The organism is Thalassotalea sp. HSM 43 (assembly GCF_004752005.1).
GTDB lineage: Bacteria > Pseudomonadota > Gammaproteobacteria > Enterobacterales > Alteromonadaceae > Thalassotalea_A.
In genome coordinates this window covers 1,314,289-1,337,095 of record NZ_CP038493.1, presented here as the reverse complement: position 1 = coordinate 1,337,095, position 22,807 = coordinate 1,314,289, and the positions used below count along the sequence as shown (strand labels likewise).

General features: G+C 42.5%; 25 protein-coding genes. 19 read left to right on the top strand and 6 right to left on the bottom strand.

Annotated elements, in window-relative coordinates; translation table 11 throughout:
- Positions 1–237 precede the first annotated feature (237 nt).
- The 3 genes from typA (at position 238) to E2K93_RS05600 (ending at position 3,197) form a co-directional block, all read left to right on the top strand.
- The gene (gene typA, locus E2K93_RS05610) at positions 238–2,055 is read left to right on the top strand and encodes a translational GTPase TypA (RefSeq protein WP_135438153.1); all 1,818 of its coding nucleotides are present in this window, start codon (positions 238–240) and stop codon (positions 2,053–2,055) included.
- Positions 2,056–2,184: 129 nt separating this feature from the next.
- Complete coding sequence (locus E2K93_RS05605; protein WP_135438152.1) at positions 2,185–2,652, top strand: hypothetical protein; 468 nt, start codon at positions 2,185–2,187, stop codon at positions 2,650–2,652.
- Positions 2,653–2,726: 74 nt separating this feature from the next.
- Positions 2,727–3,197, top strand: a complete 471-nt coding sequence (locus E2K93_RS05600; RefSeq protein ID WP_135438151.1) for a hypothetical protein — start codon at positions 2,727–2,729, stop codon at positions 3,195–3,197.
- 67 nt (positions 3,198–3,264) lie between these two features.
- On the opposite strand, the gene E2K93_RS05595 is transcribed toward E2K93_RS05600, so the two are convergent.
- Positions 3,265–3,849 carry a Fe-Mn family superoxide dismutase gene (locus E2K93_RS05595; protein ID WP_135438150.1) on the bottom strand — a complete coding sequence of 195 codons (585 nt, stop codon included), beginning with the start codon at positions 3,847–3,849 and terminating at the stop codon, positions 3,265–3,267.
- Positions 3,850–4,189: 340 nt separating this feature from the next.
- Between E2K93_RS05595 and E2K93_RS05590 the strand changes: the two genes are divergently transcribed.
- Positions 4,190–4,816, top strand: a complete 627-nt coding sequence (locus E2K93_RS05590) for a urate hydroxylase PuuD (RefSeq protein ID WP_135438149.1) — start codon at positions 4,190–4,192, stop codon at positions 4,814–4,816.
- Positions 4,817–4,878: 62 nt separating this feature from the next.
- On the opposite strand, the gene E2K93_RS05585 is transcribed toward E2K93_RS05590, so the two are convergent.
- Positions 4,879–5,088: a hypothetical protein gene (locus E2K93_RS05585; protein ID WP_135438148.1), complete on the bottom strand. Its 210-nt coding sequence runs from the start codon at positions 5,086–5,088 to the stop codon at positions 4,879–4,881.
- 72 nt (positions 5,089–5,160) lie between these two features.
- Here E2K93_RS05585 and E2K93_RS05580 point away from each other — a divergent pair, with 72 nt between their 5' ends.
- From E2K93_RS05580 to E2K93_RS05545, 8 genes are all read left to right on the top strand, one after another.
- Positions 5,161–6,021: a virulence factor BrkB family protein gene (locus E2K93_RS05580; RefSeq protein WP_135438147.1), complete on the top strand. Its 861-nt coding sequence runs from the start codon at positions 5,161–5,163 to the stop codon at positions 6,019–6,021.
- A 33-nt stretch (positions 6,022–6,054) separates the two neighbouring features.
- Complete coding sequence (gene pip, locus E2K93_RS05575) at positions 6,055–7,011, top strand: prolyl aminopeptidase (RefSeq protein ID WP_135438146.1); 957 nt, start codon at positions 6,055–6,057, stop codon at positions 7,009–7,011.
- A 17-nt stretch (positions 7,012–7,028) separates the two neighbouring features.
- The gene (gene dtd / locus E2K93_RS05570; RefSeq protein WP_135438145.1) at positions 7,029–7,466 is read left to right on the top strand and encodes a D-aminoacyl-tRNA deacylase; all 438 of its coding nucleotides are present in this window, start codon (positions 7,029–7,031) and stop codon (positions 7,464–7,466) included.
- A 3-nt stretch (positions 7,467–7,469) separates the two neighbouring features.
- On the top strand, positions 7,470–8,360 hold the full coding sequence (locus E2K93_RS05565; protein WP_135438144.1) for a bifunctional GNAT family N-acetyltransferase/hotdog fold thioesterase: 891 nt from the start codon (positions 7,470–7,472) through the stop codon (positions 8,358–8,360).
- 12 nt (positions 8,361–8,372) lie between these two features.
- Positions 8,373–9,221 carry an NAD(P)H-binding protein gene (locus E2K93_RS05560; protein ID WP_189637861.1) on the top strand — a complete coding sequence of 283 codons (849 nt, stop codon included), beginning with the start codon at positions 8,373–8,375 and terminating at the stop codon, positions 9,219–9,221.
- Positions 9,214–9,447, top strand: a complete 234-nt coding sequence (locus E2K93_RS05555; protein ID WP_135438142.1) for a hypothetical protein — start codon at positions 9,214–9,216, stop codon at positions 9,445–9,447. Before E2K93_RS05560 ends, E2K93_RS05555 begins: the two co-directional genes overlap by 8 nt.
- Entirely contained in the window at positions 9,444–10,598 is a 1,155-nt protein-coding gene (locus tag E2K93_RS05550) for a PQQ-dependent sugar dehydrogenase (protein ID WP_135438141.1), read from the top strand. The genes E2K93_RS05555 and E2K93_RS05550 overlap by 4 nt, the downstream gene beginning before the upstream one ends.
- Before the next feature lie 99 nt (positions 10,599–10,697).
- Positions 10,698–11,177: a YcxB family protein gene (locus tag E2K93_RS05545; RefSeq protein ID WP_135438140.1), complete on the top strand. Its 480-nt coding sequence runs from the start codon at positions 10,698–10,700 to the stop codon at positions 11,175–11,177.
- Between the two features lie 178 nt (positions 11,178–11,355).
- On the opposite strand, the gene E2K93_RS05540 is transcribed toward E2K93_RS05545, so the two are convergent.
- The 3 genes from E2K93_RS05540 to E2K93_RS05530 all read right to left on the bottom strand — a co-directional run bounded on the left by E2K93_RS05540 (position 11,356) and on the right by E2K93_RS05530 (position 13,753).
- Positions 11,356–12,288, bottom strand: coding sequence for an SPFH domain-containing protein (locus tag E2K93_RS05540; protein WP_189637905.1), 933 nt, complete (start codon positions 12,286–12,288; stop codon positions 11,356–11,358).
- 11 nt (positions 12,289–12,299) lie between these two features.
- Positions 12,300–13,214: an SPFH domain-containing protein gene (locus E2K93_RS05535; protein ID WP_135438138.1), complete on the bottom strand. Its 915-nt coding sequence runs from the start codon at positions 13,212–13,214 to the stop codon at positions 12,300–12,302.
- Positions 13,215–13,306: 92 nt separating this feature from the next.
- Positions 13,307–13,753 (bottom strand): NfeD family protein, encoded by a 447-nt coding sequence (locus E2K93_RS05530; protein ID WP_135438137.1) that lies wholly within the window; start codon positions 13,751–13,753, stop codon positions 13,307–13,309.
- A 351-nt stretch (positions 13,754–14,104) separates the two neighbouring features.
- On the opposite strand from E2K93_RS05530, the gene E2K93_RS05525 reads away from it, so the two are divergent.
- Entirely contained in the window at positions 14,105–14,860 is a 756-nt protein-coding gene (locus E2K93_RS05525; protein ID WP_135438136.1) for a CPBP family intramembrane glutamic endopeptidase, read from the top strand.
- A 238-nt stretch (positions 14,861–15,098) separates the two neighbouring features.
- On the opposite strand, the gene E2K93_RS17665 is transcribed toward E2K93_RS05525, so the two are convergent.
- The gene (locus tag E2K93_RS17665; protein WP_189637860.1) at positions 15,099–15,806 is read right to left on the bottom strand and encodes a DUF4114 domain-containing protein; all 708 of its coding nucleotides are present in this window, start codon (positions 15,804–15,806) and stop codon (positions 15,099–15,101) included.
- Between the two features lie 328 nt (positions 15,807–16,134).
- Here E2K93_RS17665 and ttcA point away from each other — a divergent pair, with 328 nt between their 5' ends.
- The 6 genes from ttcA (at position 16,135) to hutH (ending at position 22,800) form a co-directional block, all read left to right on the top strand.
- Positions 16,135–17,061 carry a tRNA 2-thiocytidine(32) synthetase TtcA gene (gene ttcA / locus E2K93_RS05515; protein ID WP_135438135.1) on the top strand — a complete coding sequence of 309 codons (927 nt, stop codon included), beginning with the start codon at positions 16,135–16,137 and terminating at the stop codon, positions 17,059–17,061.
- Between the two features lie 92 nt (positions 17,062–17,153).
- On the top strand, positions 17,154–18,323 hold the full coding sequence (locus E2K93_RS05510) for a hypothetical protein (RefSeq protein WP_189637859.1): 1,170 nt from the start codon (positions 17,154–17,156) through the stop codon (positions 18,321–18,323).
- 131 nt (positions 18,324–18,454) lie between these two features.
- Positions 18,455–19,423, top strand: a complete 969-nt coding sequence (locus E2K93_RS05505; RefSeq protein WP_135440413.1) for a glutathione S-transferase family protein — start codon at positions 18,455–18,457, stop codon at positions 19,421–19,423.
- A gap of 37 nt (positions 19,424–19,460) precedes the next feature.
- The gene (locus E2K93_RS05500) at positions 19,461–20,357 is read left to right on the top strand and encodes a LysR family transcriptional regulator (protein ID WP_228445513.1); all 897 of its coding nucleotides are present in this window, start codon (positions 19,461–19,463) and stop codon (positions 20,355–20,357) included.
- A 225-nt stretch (positions 20,358–20,582) separates the two neighbouring features.
- Complete coding sequence (hutC, locus tag E2K93_RS05495; RefSeq protein ID WP_135438133.1) at positions 20,583–21,278, top strand: histidine utilization repressor; 696 nt, start codon at positions 20,583–20,585, stop codon at positions 21,276–21,278.
- A gap of 19 nt (positions 21,279–21,297) precedes the next feature.
- A complete protein-coding gene (gene hutH, locus E2K93_RS05490) occupies positions 21,298–22,800 on the top strand; it encodes a histidine ammonia-lyase (protein ID WP_135438132.1) in 1,503 nt (500 codons plus the stop codon).
- Positions 22,801–22,807 lie beyond the last annotated feature (7 nt).

The following is a 22,807-nucleotide window of genomic DNA, read 5'->3' as shown; positions in this document are numbered from 1 at the left end:
GTGCGGTCGCGCACTAATATGGTGCGTCGCCCGTATTCGGTGCATAGTGTTGTTGATGAGGGCAATTATACCTGTAGTTGCTGACAGTTTCATTACGCTGTTTGTACACTTTTGTTATTTTGCCGACCATGTAACAAAAAACTTCGGCTTATTGCAAGGATTTAGTTTATAATACGCGCCAATTTTATTTGTAAGACATTAAAAGCCCCGAACCGGGCTACATTAAAGGCGAATACAGTGTTAGATAAACTACGTAATATTGCGATCATCGCTCACGTTGACCATGGTAAAACTACCTTGGTTGATAAACTTCTACAGCAATCTGGTACTTTGGATTCTCGTGCCGATCTAGACGATCGCGTAATGGACTCTAACGATATCGAGAAAGAGCGTGGTATCACCATCTTGGCAAAAAACACTGCCATTAACTGGAATGATTACCGTGTAAACATTGTAGACACCCCTGGCCATGCTGACTTCGGTGGTGAAGTTGAACGTGTTATGTCAATGGTTGACTCTGTATTGCTTATCGTTGATGCGCAAGAAGGTCCTATGCCGCAAACACGCTTCGTAACCAAGAAAGCGTTTGCTCAAGGTTTGAAGCCTATCGTTGTTATCAATAAAATCGACAAGCCTGGTGCTCGCCCTGATTGGGTAATGGACCAAGTATTTGATTTATTCGACAACCTTGGTGCAACCGATGAACAATTGGATTTCCAAGTTGTTTACGCATCGGCTATCAATGGTTGGGCATCTCACGAAGAAGGCGAAGTTGGTACCGACATGACGCCTTTATTTGAAACCATCATTGACTCAGTGCCAGCGCCAGATGCTGACGTAGACGGTCCTTTCCAGATGCAGATATCACAACTGGATTACAACTCATACGTTGGTGTAATCGGTGTTGGTCGTGTAACTCGTGGTACGGTTAAGCCTAACCAGCAGGTTACGATTAATGGTGCCAATGGCATTATTCATAATGGTAAAGTGGGTACCGTATTAGGTTACCTAGGTTTAGACCGTTACGAAGCCGAATCTGCGCAAGCAGGTGACATCATCGCCATTACCGGTCTAGGTGAGCTTAAGATTTCTGACACCATTTGTTGTCCAAACGAAGTTGAACCTCTTCCTGCTCTTTCTGTTGATGAGCCAACGGTTACCATGACGTTCCAAGTAAACACCTCGCCGTTTGCCGGTAAAGAAGGTAAATATGTAACGTCACGTAATATTCTTGACCGTCTAGAAAAAGAATTGGTGCATAACGTTGCCCTTCGAGTTGAGCAATTAGACGATCCAGATAAGTTTAAAGTATCCGGTCGTGGTGAGCTTCACTTAGGTATCTTAATTGAAAACATGCGTCGTGAAGGTTACGAGTTAGCCGTATCTCGTCCAGAAGTTATCATGCGCGAAGTTGATGGTCAGGTTCAAGAACCATATGAAACAGTAACCATTGATGTTGAAGAAGAGCATCAAGGTTCTATTATGGAAAAATTAGGTCTACGTAAAGCAGAGCTAACTGATATGTCTCCAGATGGCAAAGGTCGTATTCGTATGGACTTTATCATGCCGAGTCGTGGTCTTATCGGTTTCCAAACTGAATTTATGACACTAACCTCTGGTTCAGGTCTAATTTACCACACCTTCTTACAGTACGGTCCGCACAAAGGTGGCGAGATTGGTCAGCGTATTAACGGTGTTCTTATTGCTAACGCAACAGGTAAAGCATTAACCAACGCACTGTTCAACTTACAAGAACGTGGTCGCCTAATGATTGGTCACGGTGTTGAAGTCTACGAAGGTATGGTTATTGGTATTCACTCGCGTGACAACGATCTTACGGTTAACGCCCTTAAAGGTAAGCAGTTAACAAACGTTCGTGCATCGGGTACTGATGATGCGCAAGTATTGTCGCCGCCAATTAAAATGACACTTGAGCAAGCGCTAGAATTTATCGATGATGATGAGTTAGTAGAAGTGACTCCTGAGAATATTCGTATACGTAAGAAGTTCTTGTCAGAATCAGATCGTAAGCGTGAATCTCGCAACAAAAAGTAATAAATATACTTTCTGAACACGCTATTAAAACGCCAGCATAATGCTGGCGTTTTTGTTTTTGTGTGCTATTTACTTTTGCTAAAAACAGCGGCATCATACTAAAAAATCAATAATAAACAGGGATGTAAAATGAAATCATTAATCACTCTATTGCTGTGTTTTTCATTAGCAGCATGCATGACCACCTACCGTATCTCAGCCGACGAAGAAAGTAAGCCTCTAGCCAATAACGAAGGTTATTTTGGCCTGGTTTTTAATACCCTTGATCCATTGAAGAACATTCAATTTAAAAACAAGGAAACCGGCGAAGAGTTTTATGAAGGTCGTGTTGAAAAAGGTATCCATCAGTTAACCATGCGCGTACCAGAAGGCGAGTATTGCTTGATTGGTTTTGATGTATATAACTGGCGAGTCGATTATAAAGAGCAAGGTTTTTGTACCTATGTCGAAGCTGGTGAAGTCAATTATTTTGGTGAGTTTTTGGTGCGAGATCCGGTGACTGTCGCCAATGATAACTATCCTCGTTATGTTCATTTACTAGCGAAGCAGTTCCCACAACTTTGTCAAAACTACATTGGCGAAGAGTGCCAGTTATAATGCGTTTACTGGCCACGTTATTATTTATATTCAGCTTTGCCGTGTTCGCTGAATCAAGCAATCCCTGTCAGGATATGGAACAATTTTTTCCATACAAGGCAGGCATTCAAGCACAGCAAGACGAGCGTCACGAAGAGGCGTTTGATATCTTCTGTCAATTATCGTTTAAAGGCGATTATCGTGCCCAATTTCAAATGGCGCAATATTTTGCTGTCGGTGTGACAGATTATATTGAGGCGGACCCTGTATTTGCCGTGCTGTGGGCTGACTTAGCCAACAGTCGTAAAAAAAGTGTTAAGCGTCAACGCTTTATTGATACCACCAAGGCCACGCTGACGGATGAGCAGCACAAAGTGTTTATCACCTTGCTACCTAGATTCTTGCAAAGTGTGCCAACAGGGCAACGGATTGATATGCAATTTGAGCCACTGGATCTGAATAAGTTGTATCAAGAATATCAAAAGGCTAGAGAGCCGCAAGAATATACTGGCAGTCGTATTAAGCGCGACAAACCACCAATAAACGTTAACTCAATTAATTTTTAATTCTGTTAATTTGCGGCAACAAAAAAGGCGACTTAAAGTCGCCTTTTTAATTGGTTATTTGCGCAGATTATGCCGCGAAGTTTGCGTTAGCAAAATCCCAGTTAGCCAATGCCCAGAACGCTTCCATGTAGCTTGGACGAAGGTTACGGTAATCGATATAGTAAGCATGTTCCCACAAATCAACCGTGATTAGTGGAGTTACACCGTCTTCAGTAAGAGGTGTTGCTGCATTTGATGTGTTAACAATCGCTAAAGAACCGTCAGCGTTTTTCACTAACCAAGTCCAGCTTGAACCGAAGTTGTTAACAGCACTGTCGTTAAACTTAGCTTTGAACTCGTCGAATGAACCGAACTGAGCGTCAATTGCTGCAGCTAATTCACCGCTAGGAGCGCCTGCACCGTTAGGCGTTAGTGAGTTCCAGTAGAAGGTGTGGTTCCAGATTTGTGCAGCGTTGTTAAATACGCCACCTTCAGAGCTCTTAACGATCTCTTCCAAAGATTTTTCAGCTAGCTCAGTGCCTTCGATTAAACCGTTTAACTTCACAACGTAAGTGTTGTGGTGTTTGCCATAGTGATACTCAAGAGTTTCTTGTGAAATGTGTGGTGCAAGAGCATCCATTGCATATGGTAACGCTGGTAATGAAATAGCCATAGTTTTCTCCGGAAAAATATTTTTTAGGTTAATCAGGATTTTTGTCCCGAATTGGCGGATCATTTTAACGGCTATAGCGGGTTTTTCCAGTGACTTTTTAGATCTTTTCGTTGTTTTTTATAGATTATTTTATAAAAGCAAACAAAAAACCTCAAAATGGCAGGCTTTGTTAGCAAATAGCACATCTGACCAATGGCTATAAGCTGCGGAAATTATTGAATAAATTTCAGCCAAAGAGTAAGGTGGACAAGATAATAATAAATAGCCATACGTATTGCCTATGCTGGCGTAGGGTGAATAACAATAATAACGATAAATATTGAGGTGTGTTATGAATACGATGGAAATATTAAATTTCCTTGCTCGCTGGGGTCATGTACTTTTCGGGATAACTTGGATCGGTTTACTTTACTATTTCAACTTTATACAAGGTGGTTACTTTAAAAAAGCCACACCTGAAGCACTAGCGGATGCGAAAAAGAATTTGGCACCGGAAGCATTATGGTGGTTCCGTTGGGGCGCAATGATGACCTTCTTGACCGGTTTGATTTTGCTTATGGGTGTATCAAAGCTGAATGTCATGAATGACTACATCGTTATTGGTGCATTATTAGGTACGTTTATGTTCCTAAATGTTTGGTTAGTGATTTGGCCAAACCAAAAAATTGCTTTAGGTATGGTTGACGGTGACGCACCAAAAGCCGCAGGCAAAGCCTTATTGGCATCACGCACCAACACCTTGTTCTCAGGCCCAATGGTATTCTTTATGTTAGCTAGCCCGCATTTTTCTGGTGGTTACGGCCATGGTTGGGGCTCAACAGGCATGTGGGGTTGTGTTGTATTAATCGCCTTGCTTGAAGTCAATGGCTTAGTCGGTAAACAAGGCCCAATGGCATCAGTTCGTGGTGTTATTGTGTCAAGCTTAGTGCTAACTGGCGCGTTCGTCGCAGTGCTTAAACTTGTGTAAACGAATATTGAGTTAAATAAAAAAGGCCCGTACGGGCCTTTTTTTTGGCGATAAGAATTTAGCTAGCCTTTATAGCGAGCTGCATCAATGATCGCCCAAAGATGAAAGATTACGCCAACAAACCATAGAACGACAGTCCCGTATAATACGGCACAAAAAATGAAAAATATAATAGCAGCCATGATCCTGCCTTGAACCAATTGTCCTAAGCCGGGAATAAAAAAACTACATATTGCTGCGAGAACGTTGCCACCTGAACCTTGTCCTGCCATCAATTACTCCTTCGTGTTATTGCTAAAATTTAGTATAGTTTAATATAACCCAATATTAACAATGTGTTATAGATGAAATTGTCACAAATTCTTACACGCTATCGAAAGCTCGCCCCAGTACTGCGTTTCGGCAAGTATTTTGTTGAACGTTGCCAGCGTGATCAGATTCAAGTGTCAGCTGGTTATTTATCCTATGTCACCCTGATGTCCCTAGTGCCATTGGTGATGGTGATGTTTTCCATTGTCACTGCGTTTCCTATCTTTGGTGAGTTGCACAAAGATATTGAAAAATTTGTGTTCAGTAACTTTGTCCCTACCGCCTCAGAAACAATACAAGATCATATCGATGGCTTTGTTGCCAATGCATCACAAATGTCAGCCACGGCAATCTTTGCATTGTTTGTTTTAGCCATGATGTTGATTTATGCGGTCGATAAAGCCCTCAATCGGATTTGGCGAATTCATAAACATCGTAAAGTAATCACCTCATTTGCGATTTATTGGATGATTCTAACTCTCGGACCGGTATTGATGGGGGTGTCTATTCTTGCCACCAGCTACATCGTTTCATTGGTGTCGTTTGGCGGCCAAGACGTCAACAGTTTGTTGTTACGGGGGTTACCGTTTATTGCATCCTGGGCCGGTTTTATTGTGTTGTACATGTTAGTGCCAAACACGGAAGTAAAATTTAAGTACGCCTTAGCTGGCAGTATGTTCGGCACAATACTGTTTGAAGTGGCGAAGAAAGCGTTTGCTGCCTACGTGACCCATTTACCATCATACGAGGCCATTTATGGTGCGTTAGCAACCATCCCTATCTTGTTTGTTTGGGTTTATGTCAGCTGGTTGGTGGTGTTTATTGGTGCTGAGTTTACCGTATGTTTGCAAGAATTAGCGGAAGATAAACCGCAAACAGATGAAAAAATAGACTAAAATTAGCAGCAGTTGCTCTGATGCGGAGATATAGTGCGCCCCCTATACCCAAACATTAAGCCAAATCGAGAAGAATTTATTGAGCTCGGCGAGCATAAACTCTATATCGAAGAAAGTGGTAATGCCAATGGCATTGCCGTCATTTATTTGCACGGTGGTCCGGGCGGCGGCTCTAGCCCCAGTCACAGGCGCTACTTTAACCCTGAAAAGTATCGCATTATTGTTTTTGATCAACGCGGTGCAGGTCAATCGACGCCGCACGCCAGTCTAATAAACAACACCACACAAACCCTTATTGAAGACATGGAAGAGATTCGTGAGTACCTCGCCATTGACAAGTGGTTGGTAGCCGGTGGCAGTTGGGGAACAACCCTCGCGTTGGCCTATGCTCAAGCCCACCCACAACGGGTACTTGGTTTTATTTTACGCGGTATTTTTCTAGGTACTGACAGCGAGATTGATTGGCTTTATGGCCCGAATGGCGCAAGCCATATTTTTCCTGAGCATTATCAGGACTTCCTAGAGCCCATTCGATCAATGCCGGGTAATGATGTCATCAGTAATTATCATAAAGTGCTAAATTCAGATAATGAAATCGCTAAGATTGCTGCCGCTAAAGCGTGGACGTTATGGGAAACGCGAATTTCAGCCTTGTATGTTGATCAGCATAGTATTGATAGCCCGGAGGAAACCCATAACGCCATTGCCATGGCGTGTATTGAAAACCATTATTTCGTCAATCAGTGCTTTATGAAACCGCAACAATTATTGAAAAACATGGCCAGCATTGCGCATTTGCCTGCGTATATTATTCATGGCCGCTATGACATGGTTTGCCAAATTCAGCATGCTTATGTATTGGCACAACATTGGAATAATGCACGTTTGCAAATCATTCCTAAAGCTGGGCATAGCGGCTTTGAAGAGGGAATAATTGATGCCATTATTCATGCATCTGATATGATGGCAGCCTTCCTCGAAGATAAATAACACGTAATAAAAATATCATGATTGCATTATTACAACGGGTAAACAGTGCCAGTGTTACCATCGACGGTAGAGTCAATGGTGAGATAGATAAAGGCTTGTTGGTTTTATTGGCTGTTGAAAAAGCGGACGACGTGCAAAAAATGCAGCGCCTTGCCAAAAAAGTCGCAGGTTATCGTATGTTTGAAGACCAACAGGGCAAGATGAACCTAGACGTGGGTCAAGTCGGCGGAGATATCCTAGTGGTGTCACAGTTTACATTGGCTGCCGATACCAATAGTGGCAAACGGCCAAGCTTTTCAAATTCTGCTCCGCCTGAACTTGGTAACCAGTTATATCTGGCATTTTGCCAAGAATTAAGATCTTTTGGGTTTCGAGTACCAACCGGCGAGTTTGGCGCGAACATGCAAGTGGCGTTAGTAAACGATGGCCCAGTAACCTTTTCACTTAAGGTTTAAGTCATGACCTATCGTATTGTTAAGCCGACAACTAAAGCGCAAATTGCCGCTTATCATCAATTGCGTTTTACTTTATTACGTCAGCCGTGGGGCCAAGAAAAAGGCTCTGAAATCGATGATTTGGAAGCAAGTTCAGTGCACCGTATGATTGTCGATGAGCAAGATAAGGTTGTCGCGGTTGGTCGTTATCACAAAACCGATTGTTATACCGCGCAGATTCGCTTTATGGCGGTCGATGACAGTGTACAAGGGCAGGGCGTTGGAAAGTTGATGTTAACCGCACTAGAGCAGATTGCGGCGCAACAAGGTGTCGAAGTTATTGAGCTCAATGCGCGAGAAAATGCAGTGAAATTTTATCAGGCATGTGATTACCAACTGGGTGATAAATCACATTTACTGTATGGTCAAATTCAGCATTATAAAATGCGTAAAATGTTGCAGCCGAGCACGACCGAATATAGCGATGCACTAACGCAGTTAAAACAGGTTTGGCATCAAACCATTTCAGTATCTAAGCATATGTTAATTCACCCAGCGAGTCTCATTGAAGGTGTCTTTACTGTATGTGCTGACCGCCAAGCCAATATTAATCTACACAACACCATGTTTGCTGGCAGCATTTATACCTTGGCGACGTTAACCGGTTGGGGACGAGTGCATTTATTATTGGAGCAACAAAACCTTAATGGTGATATTGTTTTAGCTGATGCCGATATACGTTATCACAAACCATTGCATGGTCAGCCATTGGCGCAAACGGTAGATCTTGATGGTGATGTCAGTGTGTTACAACGAGGAAAACGGGCGCGACTTAAGATACATGTTAATGTTCTCGATGGGGATACCATCGCGGCAAGTTTTAGCGGTAAATATGTGGTTCTACCTAAGGCATAAATAGGAATGATTATGGATAAAAAGCTGCCAAACAGTGTGGCTATTATCGGTGCAGGTTGGTTAGGTAAATCGTTAGCGAAATCATTATTAGCTAAGGGCGTTGATGTCGTGGTCAGTGCCACGTCGTCGCAAAAAGTCGCCAGTTTACAGGCAGAAAACCTGCCGGCGACCTTAGTGCGCGCACCGGATTGTCTAAGTGATAGTTTGTTGCAATGTCAGGCTTGGGTTATTTGTATTCCACCGGGATTGCGCCATGGTCGAACCGATTACCCGCAACAAATACAGGCATTAGCACAGTTTGCTCAACAGGCGTCGGCTAAGCCTAAGCATATTGTGCTAATCAGTTCGACAGCGGTATATAACGGCTTGCAAGGCGAGGTTAATGAAGCCAGCAAGCTAAACTTGAATGGCGATAAAGTAGCGGTATTACACGATGCAGAGAATAAGCTGTTAAATGCCGATATCGAGCATGCTACCGTGCTGAGATTGGCTGGCTTATTTGGCTATGATCGACAACCGGGGCGCTTTTTTAAAGACGGCCGGCTGATCAGTGAACCTGATTCGGTGGTTAATATGATTCACCGTGATGATGTTATTGCACTGATAGAGTGTTTGTTGCAACAAGCCGACAAGCCAGCCATTGTTAATGGCGTCAGCCCACATCATCCAACTCGTCGCGCCTTCTATAACAAAGCATTTGCCTCGTTAGGCAAAAGTACGGCAGAATTTGCAGAACAAAAACTGCCGCAAGGTAAACAGGTGCAAAGCGATTTTACAGCGACATCGGCATTTAACTATAAGGTCAACGATCTACTGGCTTACTTTGACAATCGCGCATCGCTTGAGGTTGAACATGGCTAGACTGACAACTCGCAAATTAGCGACCTTTGCCGGTATTCTATTTATTCATATCAGCTTATTAAATTTGTTTTTTGTCTCCTATTACGGCGTGGTATTTTTATGGGAGCAAAACCTCAGAATCAGTACCTTACTCTTGCATATTTTCACCGTATTAAGCGCATGTGTTATGCTACTGATAATCAACTATTTTTATAAAATCATTTGGGAAAAAAGAGAAAGTAAATGAAGCAACAATTAGCGAAAACTCTTGTGTTAAGTTCAATGGTTACCTTATTAGCAGCCTGTTCGGCATCTGATGGTAATTCTTCACAGCAAAGCGATGAGCAAAATAACGACGCTCAGGCGCAAGTGAAAGTAATGCCTACGCAAAGCGATGTGGTGATCCCGTGGGGTATGGTACAGCTGAGTAATGACGATTTGTTGATCTCAGAACGCACCGGCAAACTGCGTCTGATCCGAAACGGGGTTATGATTGACGAAGAAATCACCGGTTTACCTAGCATTGTTGCCAATAATCAAGGCGGTTTATTGGATATCGCATTGCACCCTGACTATCAACAAAATGGTTGGATATATTTCACCTTTTCCAGTGATAAAGGCGACGACGAAGGTAGCAATACAGCATTGATTCGTGCCCGCCTAAAAGAGTTTGCACTTGTCGATCTTGAATGGTTGTACAAGGGGGCAGAAAATAGCGAGAAGGGGCATCATTATGGTTCTCGTATCACCTTTGATAAACAAGGTTTTGTTTATTTCTCTATCGGTGATCGTGGCCAACGCGATGCATTGCCTCAAGACATCAGTGTTGATGGTGGTAAAATTTATCGCTTACATGATGACGGTCGTATCCCTGCGGACAACCCATTTGTTAATGTGGAAAACGCTAAGCCAGCCATTTTTTCTTATGGCCATCGTAACCCACAAGGGTTAACGACTCATCCAGTCACTGGGGCTATCTGGTCACATGAGCATGGCCCTAAAGGCGGTGATGAAATAAATCTAATTGAACCGGGTAAAAACTATGGCTGGCCAGTGATCAGTTACGGTGTTAATTACAGTGGTACATCATTTACCGACATCACCGAAAAAGACGGCATGGAACAGCCTAAATTGTATTGGGATCCTTCGATTGCACCATCGGGTTTGATTTTCGTGACCTCCGATAAATACCCTGAATGGCAAAATAAAATGCTATTGGGCTCAATGAAGTTTAATCACTTGGTGTTGGTTACATTAGACGGCGACAACGTTGTTAAGCAACAAAAATTATTGGAAGGTATTGGTCGCGTACGCAATGTCTACCAAGGTCGTGACGGTTTTATCTATGTAGGTATCGATGGTCAAGGCATTAAAAAGCTGGTACCAGAGCAAGAATAAGCCAATTAACGCTATATTTTACTCAGCCCCGTGAATCTAATTTTACGGGGCTTTTTTATGTAGGTATGATCAGCACACCATAATTCAACATCATTGACTATGAAATTCGAACACACATTTACCTTAGATAAGGCACATTACCAAGAATGCTTTGAGCAATCCGATCATTTACGTCAGCAAGGTCCGAAACGATACATCAAAGCGGTGTTTTTGTTTGCGCTTGGTTTTTTTATCTCTGCCGCGAATATTGAAAAACTCAGTGGCCATTTAGGTTACTTTTTTTACGTTCTTGGATTGGTTGAAATACTTAGTGTGCGTTTTGCCAAAGGCTGGTGGGTAACCCGTCAAATGTTTTCTAAAGCGGCTGGCAATGAGGTGGCATTGACGATAGATCAAGAAGGCATTCACACCAAGTCGGATTTTGTCGATAACTTGCTAACCTGGTCTGATATTTCGGCATCAGAAGTAACCGATAAAGGTCTGATATTGCTGTTGAAAGTGGGTGGCACCAGCTATTTGTCGCGTTCAGTGTTAAGCGAGCAAAGCTATCAGTTTATTGTCGATAAAACGACACCATAGATTTTCAAAAGAGAAAAAAAAGGCACCCAAACTGGGTGCCAAAAATATAGGAAGGTTGAGACATAACTTGATAAGTTATGGTTACCAGATTAACAAGCTTTTAACCTTAAATGTGTAACCGAAATGTAATTTAAGATAACAAGTTGTAGTCTCGCCTTATTTCGTTTTGATGCGCTTATTATTTAGCCGTGGTATTTAACCCCATTGTGGTCATCCACTGCTGATAATCAAGCAAGTTCGCCGGCAACACCACTTTGCGATTTTCTTTACCTAAACCTTTCATTTGTTTTAGGTATTGCTCGCTTAAGCGCATCTCTAATGCCTTCTTACCACCTTCTTGGTCGATAACTAACGCAACTTTCTTAATCGAGTCTGCGGTTGCATGTGCTAAGGCTAAAATTTCCGAGGCTTTACCTTCTGCGGCATTAATGCGGCGCTGTTTTTCACCTTGCGAGATGTTAATGGTTTCGAGCTTGATACCCTCAGAACGATTGATACGACTTTGTTTCTCACCTTCACTTTTCGCTAATATGGCGCGACGCTCTCGCTCGGCGTTAACTTGCATTTCCATTGCGTTTCGCACCGTTTGTGGTGGCGCAATGTTCTTGATCTCATAACGGTGAACTCGAATGCCCCATGACTCACCAGCGGCGTCCAGCACTTCAACAACTTTGGCACTGATTAAGTCGCGTTCTTCAAAGGTTCGGTCTAATTCGAGCGTACCAATTACTGAACGAGTGGTTGTTTGCGCAAGTTGCATCGCGGCAAATCGGTAATCGGTAATGCCATAGCTGGCTTTAACCGGGTCCATAACCGAAATGTAAATAACACCATCAACTTCAACGTTTACCTCATCTTTAGAGAAACATTCCTGTGGTGGTACATCAATGGTCTCTTCTTTTAGATCTTGAATGTAAGCAACACGATCGATAAAAGGAAATAATGCATGGAAGCCAGCTTCCAGCGTTTTATGATAATTACCCAACCGTTCGACGACGTAAGCCGATTTTGTCGGTACCAGACGAATGGATTGAAACAATTTAACGATGAAGACCAAAAATATCAGTCCCCAAATAACGAACACAGCTAAATCTGTTACTGGTAGCTCCATTGGATTTTCCATTATTTACCTCCTTTAGCGGTTGCCGTAACCTTGTCCATACCTTCGAAGAAACCTTCTAGTTTGGCAATATCACCGGGCAGAATAGACACATCGGCTTTATCCAGAACTTTACCGGTTTGTTCGATAAATTCTTGCATCAAGCGCATTTTAATGGCGTCTTCACCACATGGTTGATTGGCGGCATCTGCTATCATGCTCATACCTTTTGCAGTCGCGTCAGCAATAATTTCAATTTCTTTTGCTTGACCTTCGGCTTCATTAATTTGTTTTTGCTTATCACCTTCAGATAGATTGATCGCTTCTTGGCGTTCACCTTCTGATAAATTGATGATCGAATCACGTTCCGCATTCGCTAGAGTGATTTCAGCACGTTTTCTACGTTCTGCTTCCATTTGTTTCTCTAGGGTGTGGATCACATTGGCTGAAGGCGTGATATTGCGAACTTCATAGCGAAGCACTTTAATGCCCCATGGATCCGATGCTTTATCAATTTCGCGAACAATGATTTCATTTAGCGCATCACGCTCTGAAAAGGTCTGTCCCAAATTTAACTTACCAATTTCACTACGCATCGTGGTTTGTGCAAGATTGACGCTCGCCCGTTTGTAATCTTCGATACCATAGCTGGCTTTAGCCCCATCCATGACCTTGATATAGACCAAGCCATCGACATCGATTTGAATGTTATCTTTAGAAATACAGCTTTGAGCTGGGATGTCTAAGACTTGTTCGCGGGTTTCGTGACGATAGGCGACCTTGTCAAAAAATGGGATTAAAAAGTGCAGGCCAGGCTGCATTACCGCACGAAATTTACCGAGTCTTTCGACCACACAAACTTCACGCATTTCCACTATCAACACCAACTTAAAGATGATGAATAATATGGCCAATAAGACCAGAGTTAATATAAACACATGACTCTCCTTAGTGAGACCTACTTTTGCTAAGCAAAAGTTGAGGCCTGTACAACGTTTATTACTTATGGAAGTGAGGGTAGTGGTGAGGTTTAACGCTCAACCACATATGAGATGTTTTCGCGACAGACAATTTTGGCGGTTTCTCCCGCTTTTATTTCGCTGCCGTCGCCCAAAGCGGACCACTCGGTACCCTGAAATTCGATTCGACCCTTTTTATTGCCCGGGCCTATTGTTGCGATGACACGCACTTGCTTTCCGTATACATCTAATTCTTCATCGGTATTATCGACGCGGCTATCTCCACCAACCATAGATTGACCTAGGTTGCGAAACAGCAATAACAGGACGATTGATAAAATAAACCAAAGGGTAAATGCATGCATCCAATTGTCTATAATGCCAAACTGTAATGTCGCTGCTACGACAAGCGCAGAGGTGCCCAAAAATACCACAATTCCGCCAGGAATCACTAATTCTGCTATGACCAGTAAAACACCTATGCAGGCCCAAGCGGTTACATCATTTGCATACTCCACAACCTACCTCCTTTATTGGAAATTCAACGAGAGAAATTTCCTCTGGTTGTTAACAAAGTGTTAAGTAATATAACAGCTTTTTGCAAAAAATGCGACATATTATGTCAAGATTCGTCGTTTTTCAGATGAGCAAATGAGTCAAGCCCAGAGAAAATAACGGCTGCCGAGATGTTAAACTTATTTGTATATTGTCTAGATGTTGTGGTTAATTACCTGACGGTCATTTGATATGGGTATGTGTAGGTAAAACCTTGAATTTTTTTGTAACAAAGCCATTCAATCGCTGTCAAAAAGGGCAATTATTTACTAGTTTTAAAGAAGATAATAAAAAACATCTAAGAGGTGCAAACAGTGCATGATGACCGAAACAAACTCAATCCACCGAGTGATCATCCTACGCCACCGGTGAACCCTGAGAATAGTGGTTATTATCCGCTAGGATCTGCAGTGTTTTGGATCTTTTCGCTGTATCTACCAACCATCCTTTTGAGCATTGGCTTTGCCGTTTACGCCGATATAAACCCAAATATTATTGACCCGAGAGTGTGGTTCTTCGATGGTGATACCACATCGCTATTCACCATACTTATGGCGTTTGTGACCTTACCTATGTTGTACCTTGGTAGTTTTCGAGAGCCATATCGACAAGCGTTTTTTGCCCTACATAAACCGTTTAATGTCATTGAGTTTCGACCATACTTTTTGGCGACTTGTGTGTACATTATTGCCAGTGTGGTTATTCATACACTGGTCAATACACCAACACCGGCTTTTATGGTTGATATCCTAAATACCACGGATTATATCTGGTTGAGTTTTTTGGCGATTTGCATTGTCGCACCGATATTTGAAGAGCTGGTATTTCGCGGCTTTATTTATGCCAAATTGGCGTCCACTCGATTACGACATTCCGGTTCTATACTGGTAACTGCCGTACTGTTTACCTTTGTTCATAGCCAATACAGTGGCTTAGTATTGGTCGATTTGTTTATCTTAGCTATGTTATTGTCAATCACGCGCTACAAGACAGGGAATGTTTATTATTGTATCGCCATTCATGCGCTCAATAATATGATGTCGATGCTGTTGTTATATACTTCAAGTTAATGGCTTTATAAAAAAAACAGCCCGAGCCAATTGCTCGAGCTATTGCCTTCTCTTTGTCTAGAAAGTCTTTGTCTGAAACACCTTAGTCTTCAATATCGGTGCCTGAATTATCATCACTAAACGATTCGAGCTATTTCGCTACTAGCCAAAGGCAACACTCGAACTGCTTGTGACAATTTCTGACTGGCTAATTTGCGCCAATGCCTTTTACTAGCGTCACTGTCACAATTAGCTATGGTTACTTATGCAATGATTTTCTGCTGTATACAAACAACAGTAAACCAAGGCCCATCAAAAACAACGTTTCTGGTTCAGGCACTTCCGCTGGTGGGTTAATGGGCGGTTGCACAGGCGGCTGCACAGGCGGCTGCACTGGTGGTTGCACAGGCGGCTGCACGGGTGGTTGCACGGGTGGTTGTACAGGCGGTTGCACTGGCGGTTGTACAGGCGGTTGCACTGGCGGTTGTGTCGGTGGGATAACATCGGTATTGGAGAATAAAAATTGCAGATCGTCGTAATCAAAATCAAACCCGCCAAAGCGGTCTTCAAAACCTACATATGTTTTACCACTTTCATGCATGGCATCGACAAATGTGTGCAAAATATTATCAGGGTTTAATGACGGATCATTGCCGCTGTAGTATCGGTAATCATTTTTAATTTCAAGAATGTAAAACAGCAGGATATCGCCTGCGTCGAATTCGCCAATGGTGATTAGGTCACCAACTTCATTTACTTTATTGTTGAATAAGAACAAGTCATCGCCATCTTCAACATAGAGAAACAACAGGTTGGTTAGCGATGCCGTATGGCTTAATACCTCAAGTACGACCTCGCCATCTTCTTCAACAACGATTTCGCCACCTAAAATTAAGGTCGAGTGCGCCTGTTGAGTTATAAACAGGGAACTCAAAATAAAGAGAAAATTGCGTATCCACCTTTTCATGTTTCGTCCTTTATCGGCCTTAAAGTCTTTCTTGAAGCCATGTATAGCTTGGTTTTAAAGACGCAAACTATATGCCATTACTATTGCAAGATTTATACCGCTAAATATCATTATGATTTTTCTACTCTTTTTATTGGCGTGTTTTTGAGGTGTAAAAATTTCTGACAGAAGACCGATAAAATGAGCGATTTCAGTCTGTTTTTTTCGCCTTAAAGCCTTTTAAATCGGGCTTTACGGTGATTGTGTGTACAATTTTTAATACCCTTTATTGTCGAATTTCAGTATAATCCGCGCCGATTTACTTTTATCCCTATCATTTGAGGTCAAGATGCAAGACGCTATCAGCAAAAAACAGGATTTCAATTTTATTAAATTGGAAAAACGTATACGCCGTGAGGTGGGTAAAGCCATAGCTGACTTTAATATGATAGAAGATGGCGACAAGATTATGGTCTGTTTATCCGGTGGTAAAGACAGTTATACCATGCTTGATTTGTTGTTACATATGCAGCGTGTGGCGCCAATTTCGTTTGACATTGTTGCCGTTAATCTTGATCAAAAGCAACCTGGCTTTCCAGAGCATGTATTGCCAAAGTATTTGTCATCAATCAATGTTGAGCACATGATTGTTAACGAAGACACTTACTCCATCGTTAAAGAAAAGATCCCCGAAGGCAAAACCACCTGTTCATTATGCTCGCGTTTACGTCGCGGTATTCTTTATAAAACGGCGAAAAAAATTGGTGCAACAAAAATTGCCTTAGGGCACCATCGTGACGATATATTAGAAACACTATTATTGAATATGTTTTATGGTGGTAAGTTAAAGAGTATGCCACCTAAATTGGTTACAGATAATGGTGAGCATATCGTCATTCGACCTTTGGCCTATTGTCGCGAAAAAGATATTATTCGCTACGCCGATGAAAAAAATTACCCAATCATTCCCTGCAACCTCTGTGGCTCACAAGAAAATTTGCAGCGTAAAATTATCAAAGAAATGCTTAATGGATGGGATAAACAATACCCTGGACGTATTGAAACCATGTTTAAAGCCGTCACCGATGTTGTGCCTTCACATTTAGCCGATACCAAGCTATATGACTTTGCTGGATTGCAAGCGACAGGAACGCCATTTGCTGACGGTGATATTGGTTTTGACAGCCCTGATATTCCCAAGCAGCCACTCATTGTTGATGAAGATGATAAACAGCAGCAGCAAATGAATCAGCTGAACATTGTTAATCTAAGCTAATCATTGCTGACAATTGCAACTCTCTGAAACAGCGCTTTTTAAGCGCTGTTTTTTTTGCTTTAATAAAGTAAATTCTCAACAAGATGATGCCCATGCGCCATTTCAATAAACACCTGATGCTTGCTTGTAGCTTTTGCTTGTCATCATTGAGCTATGCTCAGTCACCGACTTATATCAGTTACGAAGAGGCTAAAATAGCTCAAGCTGTAAAAGAGTTGCCGTTAATCGCGGATAAATACCAGCGTCAAGTAGCCCGATTTAGTGCCGAATTAACCTCGTTGAAAGATGCCAGTAAAGTAACTAGTTTGGTCATCGAGCACGCCAGTAAGCTATGGTATATCGCCCGTAATGATGTGCAACGAGAGCAAAGCTTTGATGGCAGAAGTTTGTACTGGGGGCGATTGCAATTGAGCAAGGCCCTAAAAGTATCGGCATTGTTTCATCAGCTGACCCCAGTCCAACAACAACAACTTTTGTGGCAACTTGAACTCGCGAGCCGTGGTAATGAGGACATCGATTTTCAACAAAATACCGACAAAAAAATTGTCATCACCGGCTTCGACCCGTTTTTCTTACATCGCAACATTGGCCAAGCCAATCCATCAGGGATTGCCGCGTTAAGTCTTGATGGCATGATAATCGAACACCAAGGTCAAACCGCCGAAATTCAAGCATTAATGATCCCGGTGCGTTTTGCTGATTTTGACCAGGGCATGATTGAAAGCATGTTAACGCAACATTTTAAAAATCCAGATGTCGATATGATCGTAACCATCTCTATGGGGCGAGAACACTTTGATTTAGAGCGCTTTCCTGGGTTAAGGCGCAGTGCGGAGGCACCGGGCAATCGAGGATTCTATACCGGCGCTAACAGTAAAGCTCCTTTAAAGCCTTTATTGCATGATGAGCCTTTACAAGGCCCTGAATTTGTTGAATTCAGCTTACCTGTTAAGGCAATGCAGCAGGCGCAAGGAGCTTATCAGGTGATTGATAATGGTAAGGTAGAAACCTTAGAAAAGGGTAAGTTTGCCGCAAAGACCTTGGCTGAGCTAGCGCAACAAACATCGGTCAATGGCTCTGGTGGTGGTTACTTGTCGAACGAAATATCATATCGCAGTATTTTGTTGCGCGACAAATATCGACGCGACTTCCCGGTAGGGCACATTCATACGCCGCGAATTTCCAGCTATGAACAACCGCAAGTTAAAGCCATTGTCGAGCAAATCAAAGCAATGCTGCAGTACAGCATTAGCGAAATTTAATCACTCGCAAGCATTTTATAAACGCCATTCATTCGTTATATTAGAATGAATGGCGCTTATATTTGAAATTTTAATCTTTCCAGTCGAACGCCATACTGTCCTTAATGAACAACATATCGTTAGGAAATATTATGGGCTTATTGGTTGATGGTGTCTGGCACGACACCTGGTATGAAACAAAAGAAAATAAAGGTGAATTTAAGCGTGAAGCGGCACAGTTGCGAAACTGGATAACCGCGGATGGCAAAGCCGGCATCACCGGCGACAGCGGATTTAAAGCTGAAAAAGGGCGCTATCATTTGTACGTTTCTTTAGCTTGTCCATGGGCGCATCGCACTCTTATCTTCCGTCAACTAAAAGGCTTGCAGGATTATATTGACGTCTCGGTAGTTAGCCCCGACATGCTTGATAACGGTTGGTCATTCGATACTCAGACAGGTTCTAGCGGTGATGCGTTATATCAGCTTGATTTTATGCATCAGCTTTATACAAAAAGCAAAACCAATTATTCGGGACGTGTCACCGTTCCGGTGTTGTGGGATAAACACAGCCAGCGTATCGTTTCCAATGAGTCATCGGAAATTATTCGCATGTTTAATAGCGCCTTTAATCATTTAACGGGCAACAAAGACGATTATTACCCTCAGCCGTTACGCGACGAAATCGATGAAATAAACGATTTTGTCTACGATGCGATTAACAATGGTGTGTACCGCGCTGGGTTTGCCACAAGCCAGCAGGCGTATCAACAAGCCTATGATAAATTATTTGCTGCATTAGATGTGATTGAGCAGCGATTAGCTAAGCAACGCTATTTAGTTGGCGACACATTAACCGAAGCCGATTGGCGTTTATTTACCACATTAATTCGTTTTGATAGTGTCTATGTAGGCCATTTTAAATGCAATAAACAAACCATTGAAGAGTATGACAATATCAGTAATTATCTGCGTGAGTTATACCAATTTAGCAGTGTCAGTGAAACCGTCGATTTCTATCATATTAAACGACATTATTACTTCTCTCACACCATGATAAATCCGACGCAAGTGGTGCCAGCAGGCCCAGAAATTGATTGCTTAGCAACGCATAACCGCTAACTAAGTAGCGCTTAATAGAATGACAAATGAGTATAAAATGGATCAATTACTACGAATTACATTAGAGCAATGGCGTATGTTTCGCGCCGTGGTGAAACATGGCGGATTTAATCAAGCAGCAGCACATATACACAAAAGCCAGTCGAGTATTCACAGTGCGGTAAGTAAAATCGAAGATTCATTGAGCCTTAAATTATTTGTTGTTGAAGGTCGTAAAACGGTGTTAACCCCGGCCGGCGAAAAACTGCTGCAACGAGCCGATTATTTGCTGCAAGAAGCGGCAAAATTGGAGGCAGTAGGTATGACTTTAGCGCAAGGTGAAGAAACCACCTTGCGTGTTGCGGTAGAGGAAATCTTCCCTGCGGCGGTATTATATCAAGTGCTAGAGAACGTATCGGCTCAATTTCCACAGCTTAATATTGAAGTGAGGGAGTCGATTCTTGGCGGGGCACGAGAATTACTCGAGAATGACGAGGTCGATTTAGCGATTTCACCTTTTAGCCTTGATGGTGGCTTTAGTGAGCAAATCACTCGCATTGTTTTTCAAATTGTCGCCAATCCTAATCATGCCTTGCATCAAGTCAGCAGACCGTTAACGATTGAGGATCTAAAGGCACACCGACAAATCGTGGTTCGCGATTCAGCGCTTAACACCAACACGGACGCCGGTTGGCTAGGTGCGGAGCAGCGTTGGACCGTTAGCCATATGCGCACCTCAATTGACATCATAAAAAGTGGTTTAGGTTATGCGTGGCTTCCCCATAGTTCCATCGCTAATGAGTTGAAATCTGGCGAATTAAAGCCATTGAATATGAGCTTTGAAAATCATCGTGAAGCACCTTTGTATGTCATATTTAAAGATGGTGATCGCTTAGGGCCGGCAACAAAAACCTTTTTAGGCGAGCTACGATACCTATGCGAGGATGAGCAATAATCCTAATCTGACGCGGTAAAACGCTCGCAAAACCCTGCTTTATAATCCATAACCCTTCATCTAGGTTAACCGCGTCTTTGTCTAAGGCGCTGCTCAATCTGCAGCGCAAATACCGCCCCGTTTTACTGTAAATATTTGCAAGCGCTACTCTTGTATATACAAGGGTTTTGTGACAGACTACGGCCTCTAAGATTGTATATACAAGTAAATGTGATGAATGAATCCATGCCAAAATTTGTTGTCATCAAACAACACATTTTTAATAACATTGAGCTAGGTCTGTGGCCTGAAAATCATAAAGTTCCTTCAGAAAATGAGTTGTCAGAGCAATTTAATGTCAGTCGCATGACGGCACGCCGCGCCTTGCAAGAGCTTACCGATGAGAATGTCTTATTCCGTACTAAAGGCATCGGCACCTTCGTTGCCAGCTTTAAATCGCAATCTTCGTTGTTAGAAATTAAAAATATCGCCGATGAAATTCGTGAACGTGGCCACAGTTACAAGGCGAAAACCATTCAAATAAAACAGACATCTTTGCCACAGGCATTAGCACCATTATTTGGGCTTAAGCAGGGCGCAAAGATTTTTTATAGTGAGATTTTGCATCTTGAAAATGATCAGCCGATTCAACTAGAACAACGTTATATCAATTCGTTAATCGCGCCGGATTATTTAGATCAAGATTTTAGTGAGCTCACGCCACACGAATACTTGTCAAATGTTGCACCGTTAACCGAAGCAACTCACGAAATAGAAGCTATTATTGCTTCAAAGCAAATTAATCAGTTGTTGGCGATTACTAGCCAGCAACCTTGTTTACAGGTAAAACGCCGAACCTGGTCATCTCAGGGTGTAGTAAGTTTTGCCATATTGACCGCTCCAGGTGATAAATATCGCCTCGGTGGGCATTTAACATTTTAAGAATATGTAGGAGATTACTGTGACGTTTAAATATGGTGTTGATCGTTTAGATCTAGATACTGTGAACGGCATAGCCGATGGGCGTATTAAAGCCGAGCTTAGCCAAGAAGCGTTGGATAAAATTAACCAAAGCCGACGAAATGTTGAGGTTATGGCAAGTTCTAACGAAGCTGTTTACGGTATCAATACCGGTTTTGGCCCTTTATGTGATACGCAAATTTCACCTGAAGAAACCCATTTACTGCAAAAGAATTTATTGATCACCCATGCCGTTGGCGTAGGTGAACCAATTGCCAAAGACATTTCAAAGCTTATGTTGATCACCAAAGTCCATGCCTTAAGTCAGGGATTTTCTGGTATCCGTTTAGAGGTTGTTGAGCGCATGCTTACCTTTATTGAGCTTGATCTAATACCGGTTGTACCAGAGCAAGGCTCTGTTGGTGCGTCAGGTGATTTGGCACCATTGTCGCACTTGTTTTTGCCTCTATTAGGCGAAGGTGAGTTTTGGCAAGATGGCAAAGTCGTAGCGGCCTCGCAATTATTGCAAGAGCACGGCTTAGAGCCAATAGAATTACATGCTAAAGAAGGTTTGGCATTGATTAACGGTACGCAATTTATCTTATCCCATGCGATTACCGCGTTAACCAAAATGGGTTACTTGTTAAATCTTGCTGATTTAGCCGGAGCAATGAGTATCGAAGGTATGCAAGGTAGCGAATCGCCATTTAGAGATGAGTTACACCAAACCCGTGCCTTTAAAGGTAACTTAGAAGTTGCAGCGCGTATGCGTGGTTTCTTTAAAGACTCGCAAAATATGGCTGATCATGAAGAATGTGATCGTGTTCAAGATCCTTATTCATTGCGTTGTATCCCACAAGTTCACGGTGCCTCGCGTAACGCTTATTACCACTTAAAAGAGTTATCAGAAATCGAAATGAACTCAGTGACCGATAACCCAATTGTTATCAGCAGTGAGGAAGCCATTTCAGGTGGTAGCTTCCACGGCCAACCATTGGCTATGGTATTAGACTATGCGTCGATTGCGGCGGCTGAATTGGGTAATATTTCTGACCGACGTTGTTACTTATTGTTGGAAGGCCTACACGGTTTGCCTCGTCTATTAACCACCTCTGGTGGTTTAAACTCAGGAATGATGATTCCGCAATACGCAACGGCAGCGTTAGTAACAGAAAACAAATCATTGTGTTTCCCACCATCGGCAGACAGTGTGCCAACGTCTATGGGTCAAGAAGACCACGTTTCTATGGGCAGCATTTCAGGTCGAAAACTCAACCAAATTCTAGGCAATTTGGATAAGATTTTTGCGATAGAGTTAATGTATGCGGCGCAAGCGCTCGAATTTAGACGACCAAATCGTTGTTCTGATTTGATTGAAGAAAACTTTGCTTTGATCCGAAGCAAAGTTGCCAAGCTTGAAGAAGATAGACTATTGAAGCCAGACATCGATGCGATGATTGAGCTGGTTAAATCACGAGCATTTAACGTTAGCGTTGAACACTAAACAAGGG